Source organism: Aquaspirillum soli, from assembly GCF_054781915.1.
This window is the reverse complement of sequence record NZ_BAAGTM010000001.1, coordinates 87,370-106,568: the sequence shown is the minus strand read 5'-3', so window position 1 is coordinate 106,568 and position 19,199 is coordinate 87,370. Positions and strand designations below refer to the sequence as shown.

13 protein-coding genes are annotated in these 19,199 nt (G+C 50.2%); 5 read left to right on the top strand and 8 right to left on the bottom strand.

What is annotated here, in order from left to right:
* The first annotated feature begins 66 nt into the window (after positions 1–66).
* The 5 genes from ACYVJG_RS00575 to ACYVJG_RS00555 all read left to right on the top strand — a co-directional run bounded on the left by ACYVJG_RS00575 (position 67) and on the right by ACYVJG_RS00555 (position 5,163).
* On the top strand, positions 67–975 hold the full coding sequence (locus ACYVJG_RS00575; protein ID WP_460429308.1) for an ABC transporter ATP-binding protein: 909 nt from the start codon (positions 67–69) through the stop codon (positions 973–975).
* Positions 975–1,730, top strand: coding sequence for an ABC transporter permease (locus tag ACYVJG_RS00570; RefSeq protein WP_022652649.1), 756 nt, complete (start codon positions 975–977; stop codon positions 1,728–1,730). Before ACYVJG_RS00575 ends, ACYVJG_RS00570 begins: the two co-directional genes overlap by 1 nt.
* 32 nt (positions 1,731–1,762) lie before the next feature.
* On the top strand, positions 1,763–1,999 hold the full coding sequence (locus ACYVJG_RS00565) for a BolA family protein (protein WP_022652650.1): 237 nt from the start codon (positions 1,763–1,765) through the stop codon (positions 1,997–1,999).
* Position 2,000: 1 nt separating this feature from the next.
* Positions 2,001–3,254 (top strand): UDP-N-acetylglucosamine 1-carboxyvinyltransferase, encoded by a 1,254-nt coding sequence (gene murA, locus ACYVJG_RS00560; RefSeq protein WP_460429307.1) that lies wholly within the window; start codon positions 2,001–2,003, stop codon positions 3,252–3,254.
* Positions 3,255–3,477: 223 nt separating this feature from the next.
* Positions 3,478–5,163 (top strand): diguanylate cyclase, encoded by a 1,686-nt coding sequence (locus tag ACYVJG_RS00555; protein ID WP_460429306.1) that lies wholly within the window; start codon positions 3,478–3,480, stop codon positions 5,161–5,163.
* 150 nt (positions 5,164–5,313) lie between these two features.
* Here ACYVJG_RS00555 and ACYVJG_RS00550 read toward each other — a convergent pair whose 3' ends face one another.
* The 8 genes from ACYVJG_RS00550 to ACYVJG_RS00515 all read right to left on the bottom strand — a co-directional run bounded on the left by ACYVJG_RS00550 (position 5,314) and on the right by ACYVJG_RS00515 (position 19,008).
* On the bottom strand, positions 5,314–8,058 hold the full coding sequence (locus tag ACYVJG_RS00550; protein WP_460429305.1) for a DEAD/DEAH box helicase family protein: 2,745 nt from the start codon (positions 8,056–8,058) through the stop codon (positions 5,314–5,316).
* Positions 8,055–9,308, bottom strand: coding sequence for an ATP-binding protein (locus tag ACYVJG_RS00545; protein WP_460429304.1), 1,254 nt, complete (start codon positions 9,306–9,308; stop codon positions 8,055–8,057). Before ACYVJG_RS00545 ends, ACYVJG_RS00550 begins: the two co-directional genes overlap by 4 nt.
* Positions 9,305–11,365, bottom strand: a complete 2,061-nt coding sequence (locus ACYVJG_RS00540; RefSeq protein WP_460429303.1) for a TrlF family AAA-like ATPase — start codon at positions 11,363–11,365, stop codon at positions 9,305–9,307. The genes ACYVJG_RS00545 and ACYVJG_RS00540 overlap by 4 nt, the downstream gene beginning before the upstream one ends.
* The gene (locus ACYVJG_RS00535) at positions 11,362–13,074 is read right to left on the bottom strand and encodes a site-specific DNA-methyltransferase (protein ID WP_460429302.1); all 1,713 of its coding nucleotides are present in this window, start codon (positions 13,072–13,074) and stop codon (positions 11,362–11,364) included. Before ACYVJG_RS00535 ends, ACYVJG_RS00540 begins: the two co-directional genes overlap by 4 nt.
* 44 nt (positions 13,075–13,118) lie before the next feature.
* Entirely contained in the window at positions 13,119–16,004 is a 2,886-nt protein-coding gene (locus ACYVJG_RS00530; RefSeq protein WP_460429301.1) for an SNF2-related protein, read from the bottom strand.
* Positions 16,005–16,217: 213 nt separating this feature from the next.
* Positions 16,218–17,309 carry a redox-regulated ATPase YchF gene (gene ychF, locus ACYVJG_RS00525; RefSeq protein WP_460429300.1) on the bottom strand — a complete coding sequence of 364 codons (1,092 nt, stop codon included), beginning with the start codon at positions 17,307–17,309 and terminating at the stop codon, positions 16,218–16,220.
* A 129-nt stretch (positions 17,310–17,438) separates the two neighbouring features.
* The gene (locus tag ACYVJG_RS00520; RefSeq protein WP_460429299.1) at positions 17,439–17,948 is read right to left on the bottom strand and encodes a PIN domain-containing protein; all 510 of its coding nucleotides are present in this window, start codon (positions 17,946–17,948) and stop codon (positions 17,439–17,441) included.
* Positions 17,932–19,008: a helix-turn-helix domain-containing protein gene (locus tag ACYVJG_RS00515; RefSeq protein WP_460429298.1), complete on the bottom strand. Its 1,077-nt coding sequence runs from the start codon at positions 19,006–19,008 to the stop codon at positions 17,932–17,934. The genes ACYVJG_RS00520 and ACYVJG_RS00515 overlap by 17 nt, the downstream gene beginning before the upstream one ends.
* Positions 19,009–19,199: the final 191 nt, after the last annotated feature.

The window sequence follows — 19,199 nt, the reverse complement described above, 5'->3', positions numbered from 1 at the left end:
CTGGGCGGTGTGCGTTATACTGGTCAACTTTTTTGCCGCGCATGGGCAACGATTAAAGAGCGAGATATGAGTGCAGCCATTGAAGTACAGGGCGTCAGTAAACGGTTCGGTCAGTTCACGGCACTAAACCAAGTCAGTTTTACTGTTCAACAAGGTGAATTTTTTGCCCTATTGGGGCCAAATGGTGCCGGCAAAACCACATTGATTTCTTGTTTGGCCGGTTTATCACGTCCCGACCAAGGCGCGCTGCGCGTGATGGGGCACGATGTGGTCAGTGACTATCGCGCCGCCCGCGCCGCGTTGGGCGTGGTACCACAGGAATTGGTGTTCGACCCTTTTCTCACCGTGCGCGAAACCCTGCGTTTTCAATCCGGTTACTTTGGTTTACGGCACAACGATGCTTGGATTGACGAAATTTTGCACAAGCTGGGACTGAGTAATAAAGCCGACAGCAATATGCGAGCCCTATCCGGCGGCATGAAACGCCGCGTGATGGTGGCACAAGCCCTCGTTCATAAACCACCAGTCATTGTGTTGGATGAACCAACGGCAGGGGTGGATGTTGAATTACGGCAAAGTTTGTGGACGTTTGTGCAAGAGCTCAATCACGCTGGCCACACCATTGTATTGACGACACACTATTTAGAAGAAGCAGAGATGCTGTGTTCACGCATCGCCATGTTAAAAGCAGGGCAAATCATTGCCCTCGAAGATAAAGCAACCCTTTTGGGCCGCGATGCTGGACGCGAGTTGTGGATTAAGACCGAACCCGCAGGAACCTTGCCAGAGCCATATCAAGCATGGAAAGTCCGCGAAGAAGAGGGCGGCGTGGTGTTGAAATTGCCTTCGATTCAAGCACTCGAACCCCTGTTGCAAACCTTGCGCCAGCAGGGGCTTATTTTGCGTGATATGCGCTTGCGAGAGACCGACCTCGAACACGTATTTGTCAGCATGATGCACAAGGAAATGCAGTGATGTACGGTTTTCAGACGCTATTTAAAAAAGAAATTTTGCGCTTTTGGCGCGTGGGCTTTCAAACGGTGGCAGCGCCAGTATTAACCGCCCTGCTCTATCTGTTGGTGTTTTCTCATGCACTGTCCCGCCATGTCGAAGTCTATGCTGGGGTGAGTTATACCGCCTTTCTGATTCCGGGTTTGGTGATGATGTCGATGGTACAAAATGCCTTCGCTAACAGTTCATCCAGCCTGATTCAATCAAAAATCACCGGCAATATTGTTTTTATTCTGTTGCCACCGCTGTCACATCGTGAGTTTTTTGCTGCCTATTTATTAGCAGCCATCGTGCGTGGGGTTGTGGTGGGGGCAGGGGTGTTGCTGGCCACCGGTTGGATGGCCTTGCCGCCGGTAGAGCATCCACTGTGGGTATTGACCTTTGCGGTGTTGGGCTCGGGTATTTTGGGCGTCTTAGGGATTGTGGCAGGGATTTGGGCCGAGAAATTCGACCAACTGGCTGCGTTTCAAAACTTCCTCATCATGCCGCTGACTTTCTTATCTGGGGTGTTTTATTCGGTGCATACCCTGCCGCCATTTTGGTACACCGTGTCTCACCTCAACCCTGTGTTTTATATGATTGATGGTTTCCGCTATGGCTTTTTTGGCGTAGGGGATACCGACCCTTGGCAAAGTTTCACTGTGGTATCGCTGTGTTTCGTGGTGCTGTCGTGGTTGACACTGCACTTACTGAAATCTGGCTATAAACTCAGACACTAACCGACCACCTATTTTTAAAGGAAGTCCAATCTATGGTGACTCCAGAACAAGTTCGCGATTACATCGCTGCCGGCCTCGCCTGCGACCATCTCGAGGTCAGCGGTGATGGCGCTCATTTTGAAGCTGTGATTGTTGCAGCTGCCTTTAGCGGTAAAAGCCGAATTCAACAACATCAATTGGTCTATGCCGCGTTGGGTGAGCGGATGCGGGAAGAGATTCATGCCCTGTCGATGAAAACTTTCTCTCCTGAACAATGGGCAGCCCGTTGATATGGAACAACTGAAAATCACTGGCAACGGGCCACTACAAGGCGAGATTAAAGTATCAGGGGCAAAAAATGCTGCCCTGCCTATTTTATGCGCCAGCCTCTTAACCGCCGACACCCTGCGCCTCACCAATGTGCCACAGCTGCGCGATGTGCGAACCACCCAAAAATTGTTGCAAGGCATGGGCGCACGGGTGATGACCGACAATGTGCATGAATTTGAATTGTGCTCGGCCAATATCCACGACACCTGTGCGCCGTATGATTTGGTCAAAACCATGCGCGCTTCTATTTTGGTGTTGGGCCCAACCCTCGCTCGTTTTGGTGAAGCCTCGGTTTCGCTCCCCGGCGGATGTGCGATTGGTTCACGACCTGTCGATCAACATATCAAAGGCCTCGCGGCGATGGGCGCAGAAATCGCCATTGAGCATGGCTATGTCAAAGCCAAAGGCAAGCTCAAGGGCGCTCGTATTGTGATGGATATGGTCACCGTCACAGGAACAGAAAATTTATTGATGGCAGCCGTGTTGGCCGACGGTACCACGGTATTAGAAAACGCTGCCCGCGAACCAGAAGTATCGGACTTAGCCGAATGCTTGGTCAAAATGGGCGCAAAAATTTCTGGGATTGGCTCTGATCGGTTGGTAATTGAGGGGGTTGAGCGTTTACATGGTGCAGAACATGCCATCATGCCCGACCGGATTGAAGCGGGGACTTTCCTTGTTGCTGGCGCCATGACTCAAGGCCATATTGTGCTGCGCCAAGCGCGGGCACGCGATATGGATGTGGTATTAGATAAGCTGGTAGAAGCCGGTTGTGTGGTGGAAGCCGGCGACGATTGGATTTCATTAGACATGAAACGCCGTCCGAAAGCTGTGGATGTCCGCACTTTGCCTTATCCCGCCTTCCCAACGGATATGCAGGCACAGTTTATGGCCATGAATGCCATTGCTGAAGGCGCTGGCATCATTACCGAAACCATTTTCGAAAACCGCTTTATGCACGTTTCCGAGCTGGCGCGGATGGGCGCAAATATCGAGGTACAAGGCAACACGGCGATTGTGCGTGGCGTGGAAAAACTGTCAGGTGCCACCGTGATGGCAACCGATTTACGCGCTTCGGCCAGTTTGGTCATTGCGGGGTTGGTGGCAGAAGGCGAAACCATCGTCGATCGCATCTATCACCTTGATCGTGGCTATGAACATATTGAGCAGAAACTTGGCGCAGTTGGCGCTAAAGTTGAACGGCTGAATCGTTAAATTAAGACAAATAGCTGATTCATCGAGAAACCGGAGCCACGCTCCGGTTTTTATATTTACCATAAAAAATACAAAAAATAGTAGGCACACCGTAGTTTCCGGCATTCATTAAGAAGTAACACCGTTTTTTTGTTGTTTCTTGACGTTTCCATTAAACTTGACATAAATCAAAAAATCGCAGATAACAGCAACAGGCCTTTATTCTTCGCATGGAATCTTCCCCATGAGCGACTCTTCCCATTCGGATAACTTTGATGTCAAGCTGCATGCACTGCGTAATCTCTACGTGCGAGATTTAAATAGCAAAATCGATGCCCTCGGTGTGACGCTCGAAGAAGCTCGCCGCAGTGGGCAAGTCCACGATCTACAGCTTCCTAAACAGCTGGCCCATTCTTTGGCTTCATCAGCGCAAACCTTTGGTTTTCCTGAGGTGATGCGTGGGGCACGCTTGATTGAGCAATATTTGTGTGAGCGTTTAGCGTTAGACCAAGGTTTGGTTCAAAACACATCAGCGGCATGGAAACCTGCTTTTGATGCACTACAGGTATTGCGACAAGCCACCGTGCACAAGCCCGCCCCCAGCCCAGTCAATGAACGCTCAACCGCCTTTTTATTAACACCAGAGCATGGCAATCCTGAACGTGCTCTGTTGTTAATCGAAGAGAACTCACACGGTGGGCGCGACTTAAGCAGTCAATTTGGCTATCTCGGCTACCAAGTAGAGAGTATTGCCCACGGCCAACAGCAGAATAACTGTGAACATTTTATCTTCCACAAGCCACGCGCCATTCTGATCGACACCGACGACCGCGAACCCATTTCCTATCAGGCCTATCTGAATAATCTTGGGCTGCCTCATGCGGCAGATGATGAAACCCCGATTATTTTTCTGTGTAACCACAACCATATCAATGCTCGTCTTGCCGCTTTGCGTGCAGGGGGCAGTGCTTTTTTTAATAAGCCGGTGGATGTTGGGGTGTTGATTGATGCGGTGGATCGTCTGACTCGTTTAACCGATTTACCGCCGTTACGGGTGATGATTGTTGAAGATCAGGAACACATGGCCCGCTTTTATGCCTCGGTTTTGCGGCAAGGTGGGTTTGAGGTACGGGTAGTATTAGATGCGATGACGGTATTGGAGAATTTAGAAGAATTCGAGCCCGATTTGCTGCTCATTGATATGTATATGCCCTATTGCAGCGGCACGGAACTGGCACAGATTATTCGGCAACAAGAGGCATTTATCAGTGTACCGATTGTGTATTTATCGGCAGAAACCGATGTTGCCGCTAAGCTAGAAGCCATGCGTTTGGGGGGTGATGACTTCATCAGCAAACCGGTTGACCCGAGTTTTTTGATTTCCACTGTTCGCACGCGCACCTTGCGCCACCAACACATTCGGCAACATATTGTGCGTGACGGTCTCACCGGCTTGCTCAATCACACGCGCTTTAAAGAGCAAATCAATATTGAAATCACCCGTGCCCGCCGTCTACAACAGCCGTTAAGCTTGGCGATGATCGACATCGATCACTTTAAGCATGTGAATGACACCTATGGCCATCCTGCCGGTGACCGCGTGTTGCGCTTGTTAAGCCGTTTTTTAGAGCGTCGCTTGCGTTGTACCGATGTCTGTGGTCGCTTTGGGGGCGAGGAGTTTGGGGTGTTGCTGACGGGTGCTGATGCAGAACAGGCAGCAAAGGTGATGGATACGCTGCGTGAGGATTTTTCGCAGTTGGAACAGACGGCAGAGCAACAAGCGTTTCATGTGACGTTCAGTTGTGGCATTGCCGATCTCACCGCCGCCACCGATGCCACCCAAATCATCCGCCAAGCCGACCGCGCACTCTATCGCGCCAAACATGGTGGCCGTAACCAAGTCCGCATTGCGACTTTGTTTAACGACTAAGCCACCGAACCACCTGCACAGCGTATCGTCACCGTAGGGGCGGCCATGAGAGGCCGCCCTTTATTTTTCGTTAAACAAGCGGGTTAGTCTGTGTTTCCGACGCGTTTTAAGATATCGGGGCATTTATACAGCTTAGCTTACCGAACGATCTCAAACACCGAACTCAAACCGCTTAAAGTCAATCAGACGTTTCGACTCAGTGATTTGGTTATGCGGCACCAGCAAATAGCACCATGGTTTGCTGCCAACCGAAACTGCGTGACAAGACGCGTGTTTGCACCAACGAGCCGCTGCCGCTGCTTTTGCCTTCACCTCTTCAGCGTTGATGTCGGCACGCGCCTTGGTCTCCACCATGAAGATCGTGGAATCTGTTTCGGCCACAAAGTCGGGAATATACTCTGGCTGCTCGCTGCCCAGCTTGTAGTAAATCTGAAACTGCCCTTTGGCGGGCTTGAACCACTTCAAGGCATCGCGTTCCAGAATGACCGCGAAGCGCCGCTCAGTGTCAGAATCAAACTTTTGCAAGGGGTAGAGACAACGCGAGAAGCCGCCGAACAACATCTGCTTGATCTTGCTCAGCTCGGTCACCGTTTCACGATAGTGGTGTGCCGTCTGTCCAGCCACTACCGTATAGTTACAAGGCTTGAGCTCCGTGAAGCCTCGGCTGACCAGCACCTCGTAGTCGGTGGCATCCACCCAGAAATTCGCCATCATCTGCGCGTGAATTTCGCGCGCAATCAAGCGCCGTTCCCGATCCAACACACTCAATACCTGATCCGGCGTCAGGTAGCTTTGCAGGTGTCGAACCATTTGGCCGGCCAAGTCATAGAGCAGATTGGCTTGGGTAAGGTAATCAATGTCATCGAAGTCCACCAACGCGTGAACGATGTAGTCCTCCAGACGTTGTTCCTTGAGGCCGATTTCGGATGCCAGGGTGTCCTGCTCATTGGTGTGCAGGTTGTGGATCACGATCTCGCGCTCACCGGGCTGGAGATGAAGCTGATTCACATCTAGCGTAAATGGGTGAAAACCAGTGGTCACTTCGCCTGTCGGCACGACGGTAATACGCGGGATGTCGATGGTTTGCTGAACCACGATCTCCGTGGTCTTGGACACAACAGCCGACAAATCAAGAGCCGGTGCGGCATCGTCCACTTCAGCCAGCAACTGCCCCTGGGTAGGCTTCAGTCGCTCAGTCACTTCAGCCAGGATGGCCGATTGCACCTCCGGGGTGAGCAGTGCACTGCTGGTTGGCACCAGATCATGCTTTGTTTCATACTGGCTAATCACATCCATCACCACGCGCGCGGCCTGTTTTTCAGCCTCAGTTGTAAACACTGGGGCAGGTGGTATCGGTGCTGATGCAGATTGATTGGTTACACCGTTAGCCGTTGCTCCCACGGTAGAGGGAACGTCAGGCTTTTCTGCCAGCCCTAACCGCGTCATTGTGTTTGAGCCCACTTGCACGCTCACCTTCTTATCATCAGCACTCGGCGCTTCCAAGATTACCTGCTTCAGGCGAATCGGCGAATCACCGCGATTGGCTTCGTCAATGATTTCCTGAAACTTGTCGTGGGCAACGATGTTCAGCCGATCCACCGCTGCTACCCCTGTTCGCTTGCCATAGGGCAGGCGCAAGCCGCGACCAATGGATTGCTCGATCAGCGTGCGCGCGTTGGCCGCACGCAGGGGCACGATGGTGTAGAGGTTCGTCACGTCCCAGCCCTCTTTAAGCATGTTGACGTGGATGACGATCTCAGTGGGTTCGTCCACGCTCTCCACTGCCAGGAGCTTGGAGATCATCTCCTCCTCTTCAGCCCCGGTGCGGCTGGAGTCCACCTGAATCACCTTGTCCGCATAGCGCCCTTCATAGAAGGCCGATGACTCAATCAGCGTCTTCAACTGCGAGGCATGCGTGGTGTCCCGTGCGATGACCAGCATGAAGGGCTTGACCACTTTCACGTCATTTTCTCGAGCATAGGTTAGCAACTCAACCTTAGTGATTTCATGCAGGCGAACACCATCCTCGAGCTTGATCTTTTCGACTTCTTCGGCTGAGTGAGCCTTGGCATCGAAGTTGCGTTGGGTGACTGCGGCAGGTTCTTTGACAAAACCGTCTTCCATTGCCCGCGCCAGCGGGTAGTCCATCACCACATTTTTGAAAGGCACTAGGCCGCGAGTCGATTCCACAAACGGTGTGGCAGTGACTTCAAGTCCCAACAAGGGTTTCAGTTCATTGATAGAACGCACACCAGCACTGGCCCGATAACGATGTGACTCGTCCATCAGCAACACAAGGTCCGGTAGATTGGCCAAATAATTGAAATAGCTGTCGCCAAGCACCTCTTTCATCCGCTTGATGCGAGGTTCCTTGCCTCCTCGTACTTCAGAGTTGATTTTGGAGATATTGAAAATGTTGACTCTGATTTCACCAAAAATATCAGCAGTCAGATCCAATCCGCCTTGGTCGTAGTTATCGCCCGTGATGATTCGTGGAGGTTTTATTGCCAGTTCGCCGATGCCCTTAAAAACATATTTGGGGGTATTCGGGGTGAAATCGGAAATCAGCTTGTTGTAGATCGTCAGGTTAGGCGCCAGCACAAAGAAGTTGTTGATCCCGTGGGCCAAATGCAGATAGGCGATGAATGCACCCATTAACCGCGTTTTACCCACGCCAGTGGCCAACGAGAAGCACAGCGAGGGAAAATCGCGTTCAAAATCCTGTAGTGTTGAAAACTCAGCCTTTAGTGTGGACAAAATAGCCGAAACATCCCGCTCGTGGCTAAACAGCTCTGGTGCAGCTTGAACGGCGCGTACAAGCCTAGAGAGGGATTCCGCCTGTGGTGGACGCAACGACAGTCGGCCGGTCACATGATGAAGAACGCGATGGCTCATACCGTCACCTCCGTCGATGGCATTTCTGCCGCATAAATGGTCAGACGTAATTCCATATCAGCAATATTTTCATAAAGTGGTTTTTTACCGGATAAACGTGCACTCTCCGCCATGATCACATCAACACCAGATCCTCGACGGTCCATCAAATACTGACGCCCCAATCCATCGACCTGAACAGGGAAATAACGCGCAAACAAGCTGGAAATCACTTCATTGCGGGGCATGGACATGACTTGCATCGCCTCTACCGTCATTGAATTTAACAATCCACCCGGGGAATACAGCTCAAGCCGATCTCGAAATAAATGCAAACGAATTCGACTACCTGACACAGAGTAATCTCGGTGTGCCACTGCATTCACCAATGCTTCAAACACTGCACGCAAGCTGTATTGCGGACAATCGACCCGCCCCAACTCTTTGCGTGCCGGCACTTTCATATTGGCTTTCACAAAATTGAAAGCGTCCCAAATTTGACTGTTCAGCGGACCATCAAAGTCTTTTGCATCCAGTTGTTCGTTCGGATCATTGCTGACCCCGCTATAAGCCACCGCCTGAATATACGCGGATGGCAACCAGCGAACTGGTTTGACTGTGCATAGCAACACGCCAGCCAAACTCAAACGCTGAACGCCATTCTCATTGGCAGTCAAATGCAAGCGCTGTAATTGAAGATCCTCGGCTCCCTCACCCTCACGTAGAAATGGGCGAATCAACAGAGGATCGGCCTGATCAATGGATGTTCCAAACACCGCCTGCTCATCAAAGCGAATCAAACGTGACTGGCTACGCTGTTGAAACAAACGGGCCAGAACATCAGGGGCCATCTCACGTTTTGCGTGGGCCACTCGCTTGAAATAACCATTAGGACTTTTATGCACCATCAAACTACGCGGCACTGTGACCACAATAACCGGCTGCAATTGCCCCGTTTCATCGGGTAACTCGATATGCTGTGTAACAATATCCAATGCGGGCTGAATTCGCGTCTGACAAATATCAGCAAGCCATGTTTCAACAGTATCCAAAGCAGAATAGGCAATCCCCAACACCTGCTTGGTTTTGTCATCCACGCCCAGAATCAACATACCACCTTGGGCATTGCCCATCGCGGCCAGCTCATCCGCTAGGCTATCAGGATGTGGGCCTTCGACTTTCGTTCCGCTGCGCATGACCACCCGTTTGAGTTCAAGCGTTGTGTCTTCCCCCAAACGAATACGGGTCAGCCATTCGTCAACAGTCATCATGGCTTGGCCTCTAAATCTTCTAAAATTCGCTTGTAACGCTGGCGGAAAGCTTCTTCGCCCCCTTCCATCACGCGGCAAATATCTTTTCTTATGTTGGTTTCCTGTAAACCACCGGCAGACGCCAAATCAATTTGGCCATTGAAATCCATCGCCATCACCCATTCGGCATCGGCGTTTACCACAATGTTTGCATTGTGTGTCACCACCACCAGTTGTCTGCGAACTTTATTCTTGCGCAATTGTTCAACAACCAACTCCGAAACAAGCGCGTTATCCAGATCATCTTCTGGTTGATCAAGTAACAGTGGTTCGTCGCCATGAAGCAGCAAAAATGACAACATGGCTGCCGTTTTTTGCCCAGCAGAAGCCAAGTTAATGCTTTTGTAGGCGCTCCCTTTTTTGGGGCGGTATTCCAATCTGACTTCGTCTTCAGGAAACCAACAAGCCAGCTCATCAAAAGCCTCGTCTTTGATTGCCTCCAAACGCTTTACGAGAGCACCGTGCAGCGTTGTGTTTAGAATTTTTTTATTTTTCTCTTCAAGATCCTGCTTCATGCTTTGAAGCCGCTCTCCAATAGAACTGGCGATGTTCGAATCAATCAGGTCTGATAAGAAACCACTGCTTTTTACCGCTTCATCTTCTAGCCAGATATCCTCAAACTTTGCGCTGTCAGGCAGTTTTAATATTTGCCTTAACTCATCCACGCCATCTCGCACACTTGCCATACTGTGCAAACTGACCTTGAGCATGTCATTTTTCCCCAGTAACTGCTCAATGAAGGCTTTGCGCTCTTTGGTCAAATTTTCACGGCATTGGGTCAATTCCTGTGCGGCAAGCTCTACCGCACTTTCTGCCTGCTCAAGCTCAAGCTCAAATTTTTTGAGCTGGTCTAATTGCTTGCGTAATCTTTCTTCGGTGGCAACGGCCATGGCCGCATCTTGGGCACTGCTGATTCCCTCACCCTTTAAGCGTGCAGCCTCGTTTTGATACGCCTGAATATGTGCTTGATTCTCTTGATGCCAGTCGCCATTCATCCACGCTGTTTTTGCTGCATCAAGCTGTTCCTGCATGGTCGAAACCACAGAAACAATCTGTTGATATTGCTGAATAAGTTGGTTTTTAATCGCCATCGCTTGATCGCGAGCGGCTATTTCCGCCGGAGTTTCCGCTAGAAATTGCGACAATTCAGTGCTCGGCAAATTGGCCGCTTGGTCAATGCCGGTTTGCAATCCCGCGATGTCACTGGCTAATAATTGATAAAAATCATCCAAAGCGCGTAATTGCTGTGTAGCCCGCTGATGCGCCTTCAACAAAGGGCCAAAATTGGCATTGGCAAAAACCCGCGCTTTCCGGCTGGCTTCTTTGTATTCAAGCTCTAATGCCGGTTTTTTCTCTAGCTGTTTTTTCAGGGTGCGAACACGCAGACGAGCAGCAAGCAATGCTGCTTTTTGGGCCGCAAACTGCTCTTGCCATGCTTTTTTCTGGTTGAGAATCGAATTGTCGATGTGCTCCAACAGCGTTTGTGGATGGTTTGCCAGCGTCAATATTTGCTTTTGACTGAAAATTTTGACGGGAAAAAGTTCGCGGGCTTGTTGTTCGTCAAGCCCTGTTTCTTGCCAGTTACCTTCGTCCCAGCGCATCACCCGCGTGGCAAAGCGGCCATTATCCTGTTTGTTCCAAACAAACAGAAACCGCTGGCTTGAAGCCTCGCGTCCCTTGACCACTTCAACGGTGATTTTGCTCTTAGGCAGCATCACGCCGGGTTTGTCGCGGTGCGTGTATTCTCGTGTAAAACCCTCAAAATTTTTCCAAATTTCGGATTCTTCACCGAGTTTTTTCAGCTCGCCATCTCTTGCCAAACCCAAGCGCAAACATTCCAACACAGTCGATTTACCGCTGCCCCGTCCGCCAATAATGGCGTTGTAAGCAGGGTTAAAAGACACACGCAATGGCTCGTTGCGCCGCAAGTGCATGTTTTCCAGCGTGACCGAGACAATCCATTGTTCGGGTAACGGTTGCGAATCAAAAGCAGATTCAGGAGAAAGGGCGACGCTCATTCAACATCCTCCCCAAACAATCCGCCTTGCCCTTCCGCTACAGGTGAAACTTTCTTGTTTTTGGTTTTCTTTGTTGCGGCAGGCTCAACCGCTGCATTGGTTTTGTTTTCCTGTGCCATCGGCAAATTCGCCACGTTCAGGCTGTAGTCGTCGTGACCCCACTCGCAGCGGGACAGGACCATTTTGGGAATTTTCTTTAGTGTCAGGTTCGGCCAGCGTTCGGAGGCATTGGCTGCCGTCACGCCGTGAAAGGCTGCGCAGCAAACCAGCAAACTCTGTTCGCTGCCCACTTCGTCCGAGAGTGCTTGCAACTGGTCGGCAGACAGGTTTTGCGTGGTGACGTAGATAAAATCGCGTTCGCTAGAATGTCCGTGCTGCCACCATTGCACTTCGGAAGGGGCATAGTTGAACCCTTCGAGTTTGGCCAATGCTTCGGCCAACATCGCGGCGTTGTAGTCGGGGTTGATGATCGGATTGCCCCAACGGTCGTTGACAATCAAACTAGGCGCGAGTTTGTAATAACGAAAACCGCCGCCGCCTTGCCAATTCACGGCTTTGGAAATGCCGCCTTGGTCTTCGCCGTCGATGACTTTTTTTAGGCGCGGGATGATGTGGGTATGGCAGTGCTCGCCCAGCTCCACCATGATCCAGCGGCGACCCATTTTGTGGGCGACTGCGCCGGTCGTGCCGGAGCCGGCGAAGGAATCTAGGACGAGGTCGTTGGGGTTAGTAGCAATTTCAAGGACCCGTTTTAGTAATCGCTCGGGTTTTGGCGTCGTAAACGGGTCACTAGGGAAGAGTTGGTCAATCTCCAGCCTCGACTCTTGATTGTGTCCAGCCTCGTCGTAACTCCAAATACTGCGTGGAACCACAGGCTTTGAACCAGAAAGAAATTTCTTAATTCGAGGCATCGTACCTGTTCCGTCTTTTCCCCAGTAAATCAGATTATTTTCTACGTTTTTCTGATGGGTATTCTGGTCGTATGCCCAAACTCGCGTTCTGCTTGGAAAAATTTCTGCGCCAGTGTTTGGGTTGATGATTGGATAGTATAAGTTTGGACGCTCATCAGCGGTTTTTGCACACGTATACGCCGATGAGTTCCAAGGGCCACGTGAATCGTTGTCTGGGTTCTTGTAGTTCGCAAGCTGGGATTCATTCTTGGCAAGCCTGTTCGGGCGCCACACGTCTTTCTGTCGCGCGTAAACTAGAATATGATCAAAATCCGCGCTGAAAAACTTTGCATCATTCGCCGGCGAAACACGCTTGTGCCAAGCGAGGTTGGTAACAAAATTCCCCCGCCCAAACACCTCATCACACAACACCTTCAAATAATGGCACTCGTTGTCATCAATGGTGATCCACAACGAACCATCGTCGGACAACAAACGGCGGATGATTTCCAGCCGGTCGCGCATCAAACCGAGCCAGATTGAATGCTCCAGCCCATCGTCGTAATGCGTAAACGCGCTGCCGGTGTTATACGGTGGGTCGATAAAAACACACTTAACCTTCCCCGAAAACTCCTGCTCCAATGCTTTCAACGCCAGCAGGTTATCCCCGAAAATCAATCGGTTATCGAAGATGTCGCTTTCGGTCACGCGATGCTTAGCGTGATACGATTTCTCCGGATCCTCGAGTAAAATGCGCGGCTCCAGCTTGGGCCGCTTTTCCTTGCCAATCCAAGTCAGTTCGAGTTTTTGTTTGCTCATGGTCTTACCACCTTAACTTTTGTGCAGCATGAGTACCATCGCCATCAGATCAACTCCCACTCAACAGTGAACAAAGTTTCCTCTTTCACCTCCTGCTGCAACTTGTCTTCCAACTGGTTGATCAGCTCATTACGCTCAGACTCAATCGCATCTTGACGGTTGAAAAGCTCGCGCCGTAGCTTCGTGCGCTTAGCTTCAAGCTCTCGTTGCTGTTTCTGCCAAGACAGCTTTTCGTCCAATGTCGCAGCAGTCGCCGCAGTACGTCGGACGTCCTTGATTTGGGCGTCGATATCCTTGATTTCTTGCTCCAAACCCAGCTTCAGATCATCAGCCCAATCGTCCAGCTTCTGAACTTCCTGCTCGAAATAGCCCAAGTTGCGTTGGTTGATTTCACGTAGCATGGTTGTTTTACGTGACTCGACATCTTGCTCAAGCACAGGACAATCAATTTTCGCCAATGTAACGGGTTCCATAGTTGCAGGAAAACGCAACAATTTTTCTGGATCGTCCTCTTCCAGAGGTACGCCATCGGCTGTTATCGCAGCAACAATCAAGTGCTGTTCCAACTTTTCTAAGGCAACAACCGTCAGTAACTTTAACGTGAGCCAACCGTTTTGACCGCGATACGCCTTAAGCGTACTGATTTGATTGCCATAGGCTTCATAGTCGAACACCAGTTTTACATGATCGAGGCATCGACTCTTTGCTTTCTCAATCACCCATTCGGCAAGTGGATGGCTAAGCCGATAAACATGAGAATCACCACTTCGACGTGGTAGCTGATAGCGACCTAACTCCACTTCATGACAAAGAGAGGCATCAGGTAGGGTTTTAAGGGTAAAATCTTCGTAGTTAAACACAGCACAATCGCCCAACTCAGTATGTGTTAACTCCAACAACATACGTTCATATTTGCTACAAACCTCACGGCTTGCTTGTGCCTGAATACGCAGTTTCTCTTGTACTTCTTCATCAAAATTTTCGAGCAAAATTTGCCGTGTTTTCACCATTGCTTCGTTAATTTCACTAGAAAGATCACGCTGCAATTGCTCAAAACTGGCTTGAATCTCTTCGTGATTCCGACATTTTTGGTAAATCTCGACAATACGACGTTCAAAGTCCACACCAGAACCGATAGCACCAAGCACCTCATCGCTGGCACCAAATACACCTTCAAACAGTTGGAATTTCTCAGCAAGTAGTTCATAAACACGCGCATCAGCTTCGTTGCTACGATCCACGAAGTTGACTACCACGACGTCAAATTTCTGTCCGTAACGATGACAACGGCCAATACGTTGTTCAATGCGCTGTGGATTCCAAGGCAAATCGTAGTTAATCACCAGTGAACAGAATTGTAAGTTAATACCTTCAGCACCAGCTTCAGTAGCGATCATGATTGTTCCATGATCTTTGAAATGTTCGACTAAGGCAGCCCGTGTATCAGCAGTTTTAGAACCAGTAATGCGGTCGGAACCTGCATGACGCTTCAGCCAACTTTTGTAAACGGCTTGAGCGCGAGCATCACTATTAGTACCGTTAAATAAAACAATACCGCTACCAGAAGGGCCCGCATAAGGTGTGTCTGCCAGCAAGTTGAGCAAGTATTCTTGGGTGCGTTTAGATTCGGTAAAAATGATTGCTTTCTTCGGCGCACCCAACTGATCAAGTTCAGCAAAAGCTTTATCCAGTGCTGTCAAAAGTGCCGTTCCTTTGGCATTTTCGCGGAGATTGATCGCCAGCTTCTTGAAATGACGCAACTCTTTAATTTCTTGTTTCAAAGCGTCGAAATCTGAGGTCTCATCGATAGCAGAGATTTCCTCCGTGCCCCACTCCTCGGCAGTTTCGTCGAACGATTCGTAGTCATCGTCAAGAGTATCGCCCACATCGGAACCATCAGAAGACTCATCAAGTTTACCTTCAAGGCGCTTTATCATGGTCTCCAGTGCGCCAGCAATGGCATGGGAAGACGAAGCGAGTAGTTTCCATAAAACTAATGAAATCAATTGCCGCTGACCATCAGGCAAGGCATGGAGATTAGGCCGCCTCAGGTACTCCGCAATCAAATTTGACAGTTCTTGCTCATCAGGTGAGGGGGTAAATTCTTCAACAATCGCTCTCCGCGCGGTATAAGGTACATATTGCTGAACCTGACGGCGCAATGTGCGTTTGCATACTGGAGCAAGGCGGGCGCGGAGGGCTTCGTTTATCGTTCCCTTAGATTGCGCTGTGAACTGAGCACGAAAACTGTCAATATCAGCGAAGATTCGGTCATCAATCATGCCAACCAAGCCATAGAGCTCAAGCAAAGAATTCTGCAATGGCGTAGCAGTCAACAACACCTTGGAATCCACATGTGCCAAGGCTTCTTTCAATGTTTTGGCAATCACATTGCTGGTCTTGTAGACATTGCGTAGGCGGTGTGCTTCGTCGAGCACAACCAAGTCCCAATCAACAACTTTGATATTGGCAGCCTTGGTTTTGGCAAACTGATAAGAACAGATAACAGGGCCAGAAGCTTCTTTAAATGGATTTTTCTGGCCGCCCTTACGAAGAGCGTTGTAGCTTTTTGTTTCTAGCAATACCCCCTGCAAGTGGAACTTGTCTTGCAGTTCTTGGTGCCACTGTTTGCGTAAATTAGCTGGAACAATAACAAGAATACGGCGACGACGCTCAGCCCAACGCTGAGCAATCACTAAACCCGCTTCAATGGTTTTACCAAGGCCAACCTCATCAGCGAGAATAACACCTCGCGAAAGTGGATTAGCGCAGGCAAACAAAGCGGCTTCAACTTGATGAGGGTTCAGGTCAACTTGTGAATCGACTAGAGTTGATGCCAGTGACTCTACACTATCTCCAGCAACACGGTGGGTAAGAAGCCAAGCGATGTACTGACTCTGATATGGTGTCAAAATTTGTGGTGTTGCCAATGGTCATCCTCTCTTTAGGTTTTGTCGTTTTTTAGTGGCAAAATGCTCATTTTGCCTAAATTTTCCTCTTTGGGAACACAATATTTTAAGAAAAGACAAGAAGCAATACCAATAGATTTTTTAGTTAACAAAAAAACCTGAAAACATATTTAGGTGCAAAAAAATAATCACCGCAATTGCTGCGGTGATTAAAATTTTTAGGCGTTTTGGCAGTTAAACATTAAACAAGAAGTGCATCACATCGCCATCTTGCACAACGTATTCTTTGCCTTCGACGCGCATTTTGCCGGCTTCTTTGGCCTTGGCTTCGCCGCCAAACTGAATAAAGTCGGGGTAGCTGATGACTTGGGCGCGGATAAAACCACGCTCAAAATCGGTGTGAATCACACCGGCGGCTTGAGGCGCGGTATCGCCTTTGTGGATGGTCCAAGCACGCACTTCTTTAACACCGGCAGTGAAATAAGTTTGCAGACCTAATAAATCATAACCAGCACGAATCAGACGATTTAAGCCGGGCTCTTCCAAACCCATTTCCGCCAAAAATTCCGCTTTATCTGCGTCATCTAAATCGGCAATTTCCGACTCCATCGCCGCACACAAGGCCACCACTGGCGCGCCTTCTTTTGCCGCCAACACTTTCAAACGGTCGAGGTGGGGGTTATCGCTAAAACCATCTTCTGACACGTTCGCCACATACATTGCGGGTTTGATCGTTAACAAGCAGCATGGTTTTAACAACTCAATTTCTTCTGCTTCTAACGACAAACTCCGCACAGGCAAACCTTGGTCGAGATGAGCGCGGACTTTTTCTAAAATGGCAATCAGTCGGATCGCTTCTTTATCGCCCGATTTGGCTTTTTTACCATCGCGAATAATCGCTTTTTCCACTGTGGCTAAATCCGCCAGCGCCAGCTCAGTGCCGATGGTTTCAATATCAGCAATCGGGTCAACCTTGCCGGCCACATGCACCACATTATCATCATCAAAACAGCGCACAACATTCACAATGGCATCAGTTTCGCGGATATTGGCCAAAAACTGGTTACCTAAGCCTTCACCACGCGAAGCGCCAGCAACCAAACCAGCGATATCGACAAACTCAACAATCGCAGGTTGTAATTTTTGTGGTTTGACAATCGCGGCCAGCTCAGCCATGCGAGGATCGGGCACTTCAACAATGCCAACATTCGGTTCAATGGTACAAAACGGATAGTTTGCCGCTTCGATGCCGGCTTTTGTGAGGGCGTTAAATAGCGTTGATTTACCCACATTAGGCAAACCCACAATGCCGCATTTCAAACTCATGCTCAAAATCCTTGAGAAGATATCAATTAACAAGACCAGTTTCGATGGTCTATACCACGGCGGATTGTATCAGAGGAATGTTGTCGGACAGCGAGGCGTCAAGCAGCAATGGCGGTCGTTGCAATCTCATCAGAGCAACGCCTCAAGCCTCTTTTCTGCCTGAAGCCAGGGCAAACGCCGCTTGCCCTCTTTCATTTTGTGCAAGGCGTTGAGCGCATCGTCCACTGTCAGCAACTGGTTTTCGACCATAGCGCACAGCAGACCGATGGTGCCCATGACCGTGACCGACTCCTTGTTGGCCACAATTCGCAAATTGGCATCGCCCGTCAGCAAGGTACAGGACTCTTGTTTCGCCAGTGCCAGCGCCAGGTAATCGTTATGACTGGGCTTGGCGCCGTTCTTGGCAGGCAGGGTTGGGTTGTACTGACTGGGCAGCAGGGCAGCGTATTTCACGAACTCGCCACTGACCTCCATGACCTGCAAGCCCATCTCTTCAAGCCCAGGACTGCCGGGTTCAATTTCTTCGTAGTACAGCAGATCAGGGATGCCGAACTGCATCGGAAGCTGGAACAGCATTTCCATCAACGCCCCGGCCTCCATGTCGATCAAGATGTTGGCATCACTAATAAGCAACCGCATCCGACGACTCCAACTGGCGTTCTTTGTGGAAGCGCATCATCGGGATGCCCAAGAGTTCTGCAGCCTTGCCTTCAGAGATGTACTGCTCGGCCAAGGCGCGGTAGACCAACTGATCGAAAAGTCGTGGATGCTCCTGCGGCAGTGAATCTCCCGGCTCGTTCTTGCGCCAGCCCCTGAAAGAAAACTGTTTGACCATCGACAGGTAACACGCATCAGTGATCACGCCACACTGCTTAGCCCGTTGTAGCCACCCTGCCATTGATAATCCGAACTCGTGCTTAAGCGCGTAGAGTTCTTGCCATTCTAGCGCGTGACGCTGTTGCCCCAGCAGGTGAATCACCGCCACACGCGGGGCCAAGAAAGCACCAGCGAATCGGTCACACGCATTTTCTTCATCAAGCCCGTCAGCAAGTCGCCCCTCAAGCAGCAAATGTCCCAACTCGTGGGCCAGGGTGAAACGCTGCCGATCCCCAGGCCAGAGTTTGGACACGGCCACGACGGGATACTCTCGACCATCGTCGGTGCGCGCTTTGGCGGTCAATCCAGAAAACTTGGGGTTGTCCTCGTCCACCACGATGACCAGCAAACCAACCGCTTCGAGGGTGCCGGTAAGGTCAGCGATAGGGTTCATGCCCAGTTGCCAGGCATTGCGCACCTGATCCGAGAAAGCCTCGATCTCATCAAGCGACTCGATGTACTCAGGCAAGCCCTCGGGCGGTGCGAACGCCAGCAGGGGCGATTCGGGAAAGGCACCTAGCAACTCGACACGCTTTTCCACCAACTCCACCACCTTAAGTTTGAGCGCTTCCTGTGCCGTCTTGCCAAAGGAGGAGAGCTTGCGGAACTCAGTTTGGAGCAGTTCTACTGTGTGCGTGCGGAAAAAATACTCGGTGCGAATGCCGCAGGCACGTGCCAGCTTAAGCAACTGAGACGAGGATGGCGTAAGCAGACCCTTTTCGTACTTCTGGATAGCCGTATGCGACACACCGATTTTTTCGCCCAAAGCACCCAATGTTAGACCTGCCGCCAGTCGTGCTTGACGAATACGATCTGCAATCATGATGCCCCCTTATTGCTTGATTGCTTGGTTTAAAAAATCACTCACCTTATCAATTTTTTAAACCACAGTGAAGAGCAAACGAAAAAATCCTTCACCCCTGTCGCAGACTGGCCAACGAGGTAATGTCTAATATCAATAGACAAAGAGAGGATGATGAGGAAAGTTCAGGGATTGGTGATAGCACAACACAG

Excerpts from the sequence above, each read along its gene's own strand:
- ACYVJG_RS00575 (WP_460429308.1), top strand. The coding sequence starts at position 67 with ATGAGTGCAGCCATTGAAGTACAGGGCGTCAGTAAACGGTTCGGTCAG.
- ACYVJG_RS00570 (WP_022652649.1), top strand. The coding sequence starts at position 975 with ATGTACGGTTTTCAGACGCTATTTAAAAAAGAAATTTTGCGCTTTTGG.
- ACYVJG_RS00565 (WP_022652650.1), top strand. The coding sequence starts at position 1,763 with ATGGTGACTCCAGAACAAGTTCGCGATTACATCGCTGCCGGCCTCGCC.
- murA (WP_460429307.1), top strand. The coding sequence starts at position 2,001 with ATGGAACAACTGAAAATCACTGGCAACGGGCCACTACAAGGCGAGATT.
- ACYVJG_RS00555 (WP_460429306.1), top strand. The coding sequence starts at position 3,478 with ATGAGCGACTCTTCCCATTCGGATAACTTTGATGTCAAGCTGCATGCA.
- ACYVJG_RS00550 (WP_460429305.1), bottom strand. The coding sequence starts at position 8,058 with ATGAGCCATCGCGTTCTTCATCATGTGACCGGCCGACTGTCGTTGCGT.
- ACYVJG_RS00545 (WP_460429304.1), bottom strand. The coding sequence starts at position 9,308 with ATGATGACTGTTGACGAATGGCTGACCCGTATTCGTTTGGGGGAAGAC.
- ACYVJG_RS00540 (WP_460429303.1), bottom strand. The coding sequence starts at position 11,365 with ATGAGCGTCGCCCTTTCTCCTGAATCTGCTTTTGATTCGCAACCGTTA.
- ACYVJG_RS00535 (WP_460429302.1), bottom strand. The coding sequence starts at position 13,074 with ATGAGCAAACAAAAACTCGAACTGACTTGGATTGGCAAGGAAAAGCGG.
- ychF (WP_460429300.1), bottom strand. The coding sequence starts at position 17,309 with ATGAGTTTGAAATGCGGCATTGTGGGTTTGCCTAATGTGGGTAAATCA.
- ACYVJG_RS00520 (WP_460429299.1), bottom strand. The coding sequence starts at position 17,948 with ATGCGGTTGCTTATTAGTGATGCCAACATCTTGATCGACATGGAGGCC.
- ACYVJG_RS00515 (WP_460429298.1), bottom strand. The coding sequence starts at position 19,008 with ATGATTGCAGATCGTATTCGTCAAGCACGACTGGCGGCAGGTCTAACA.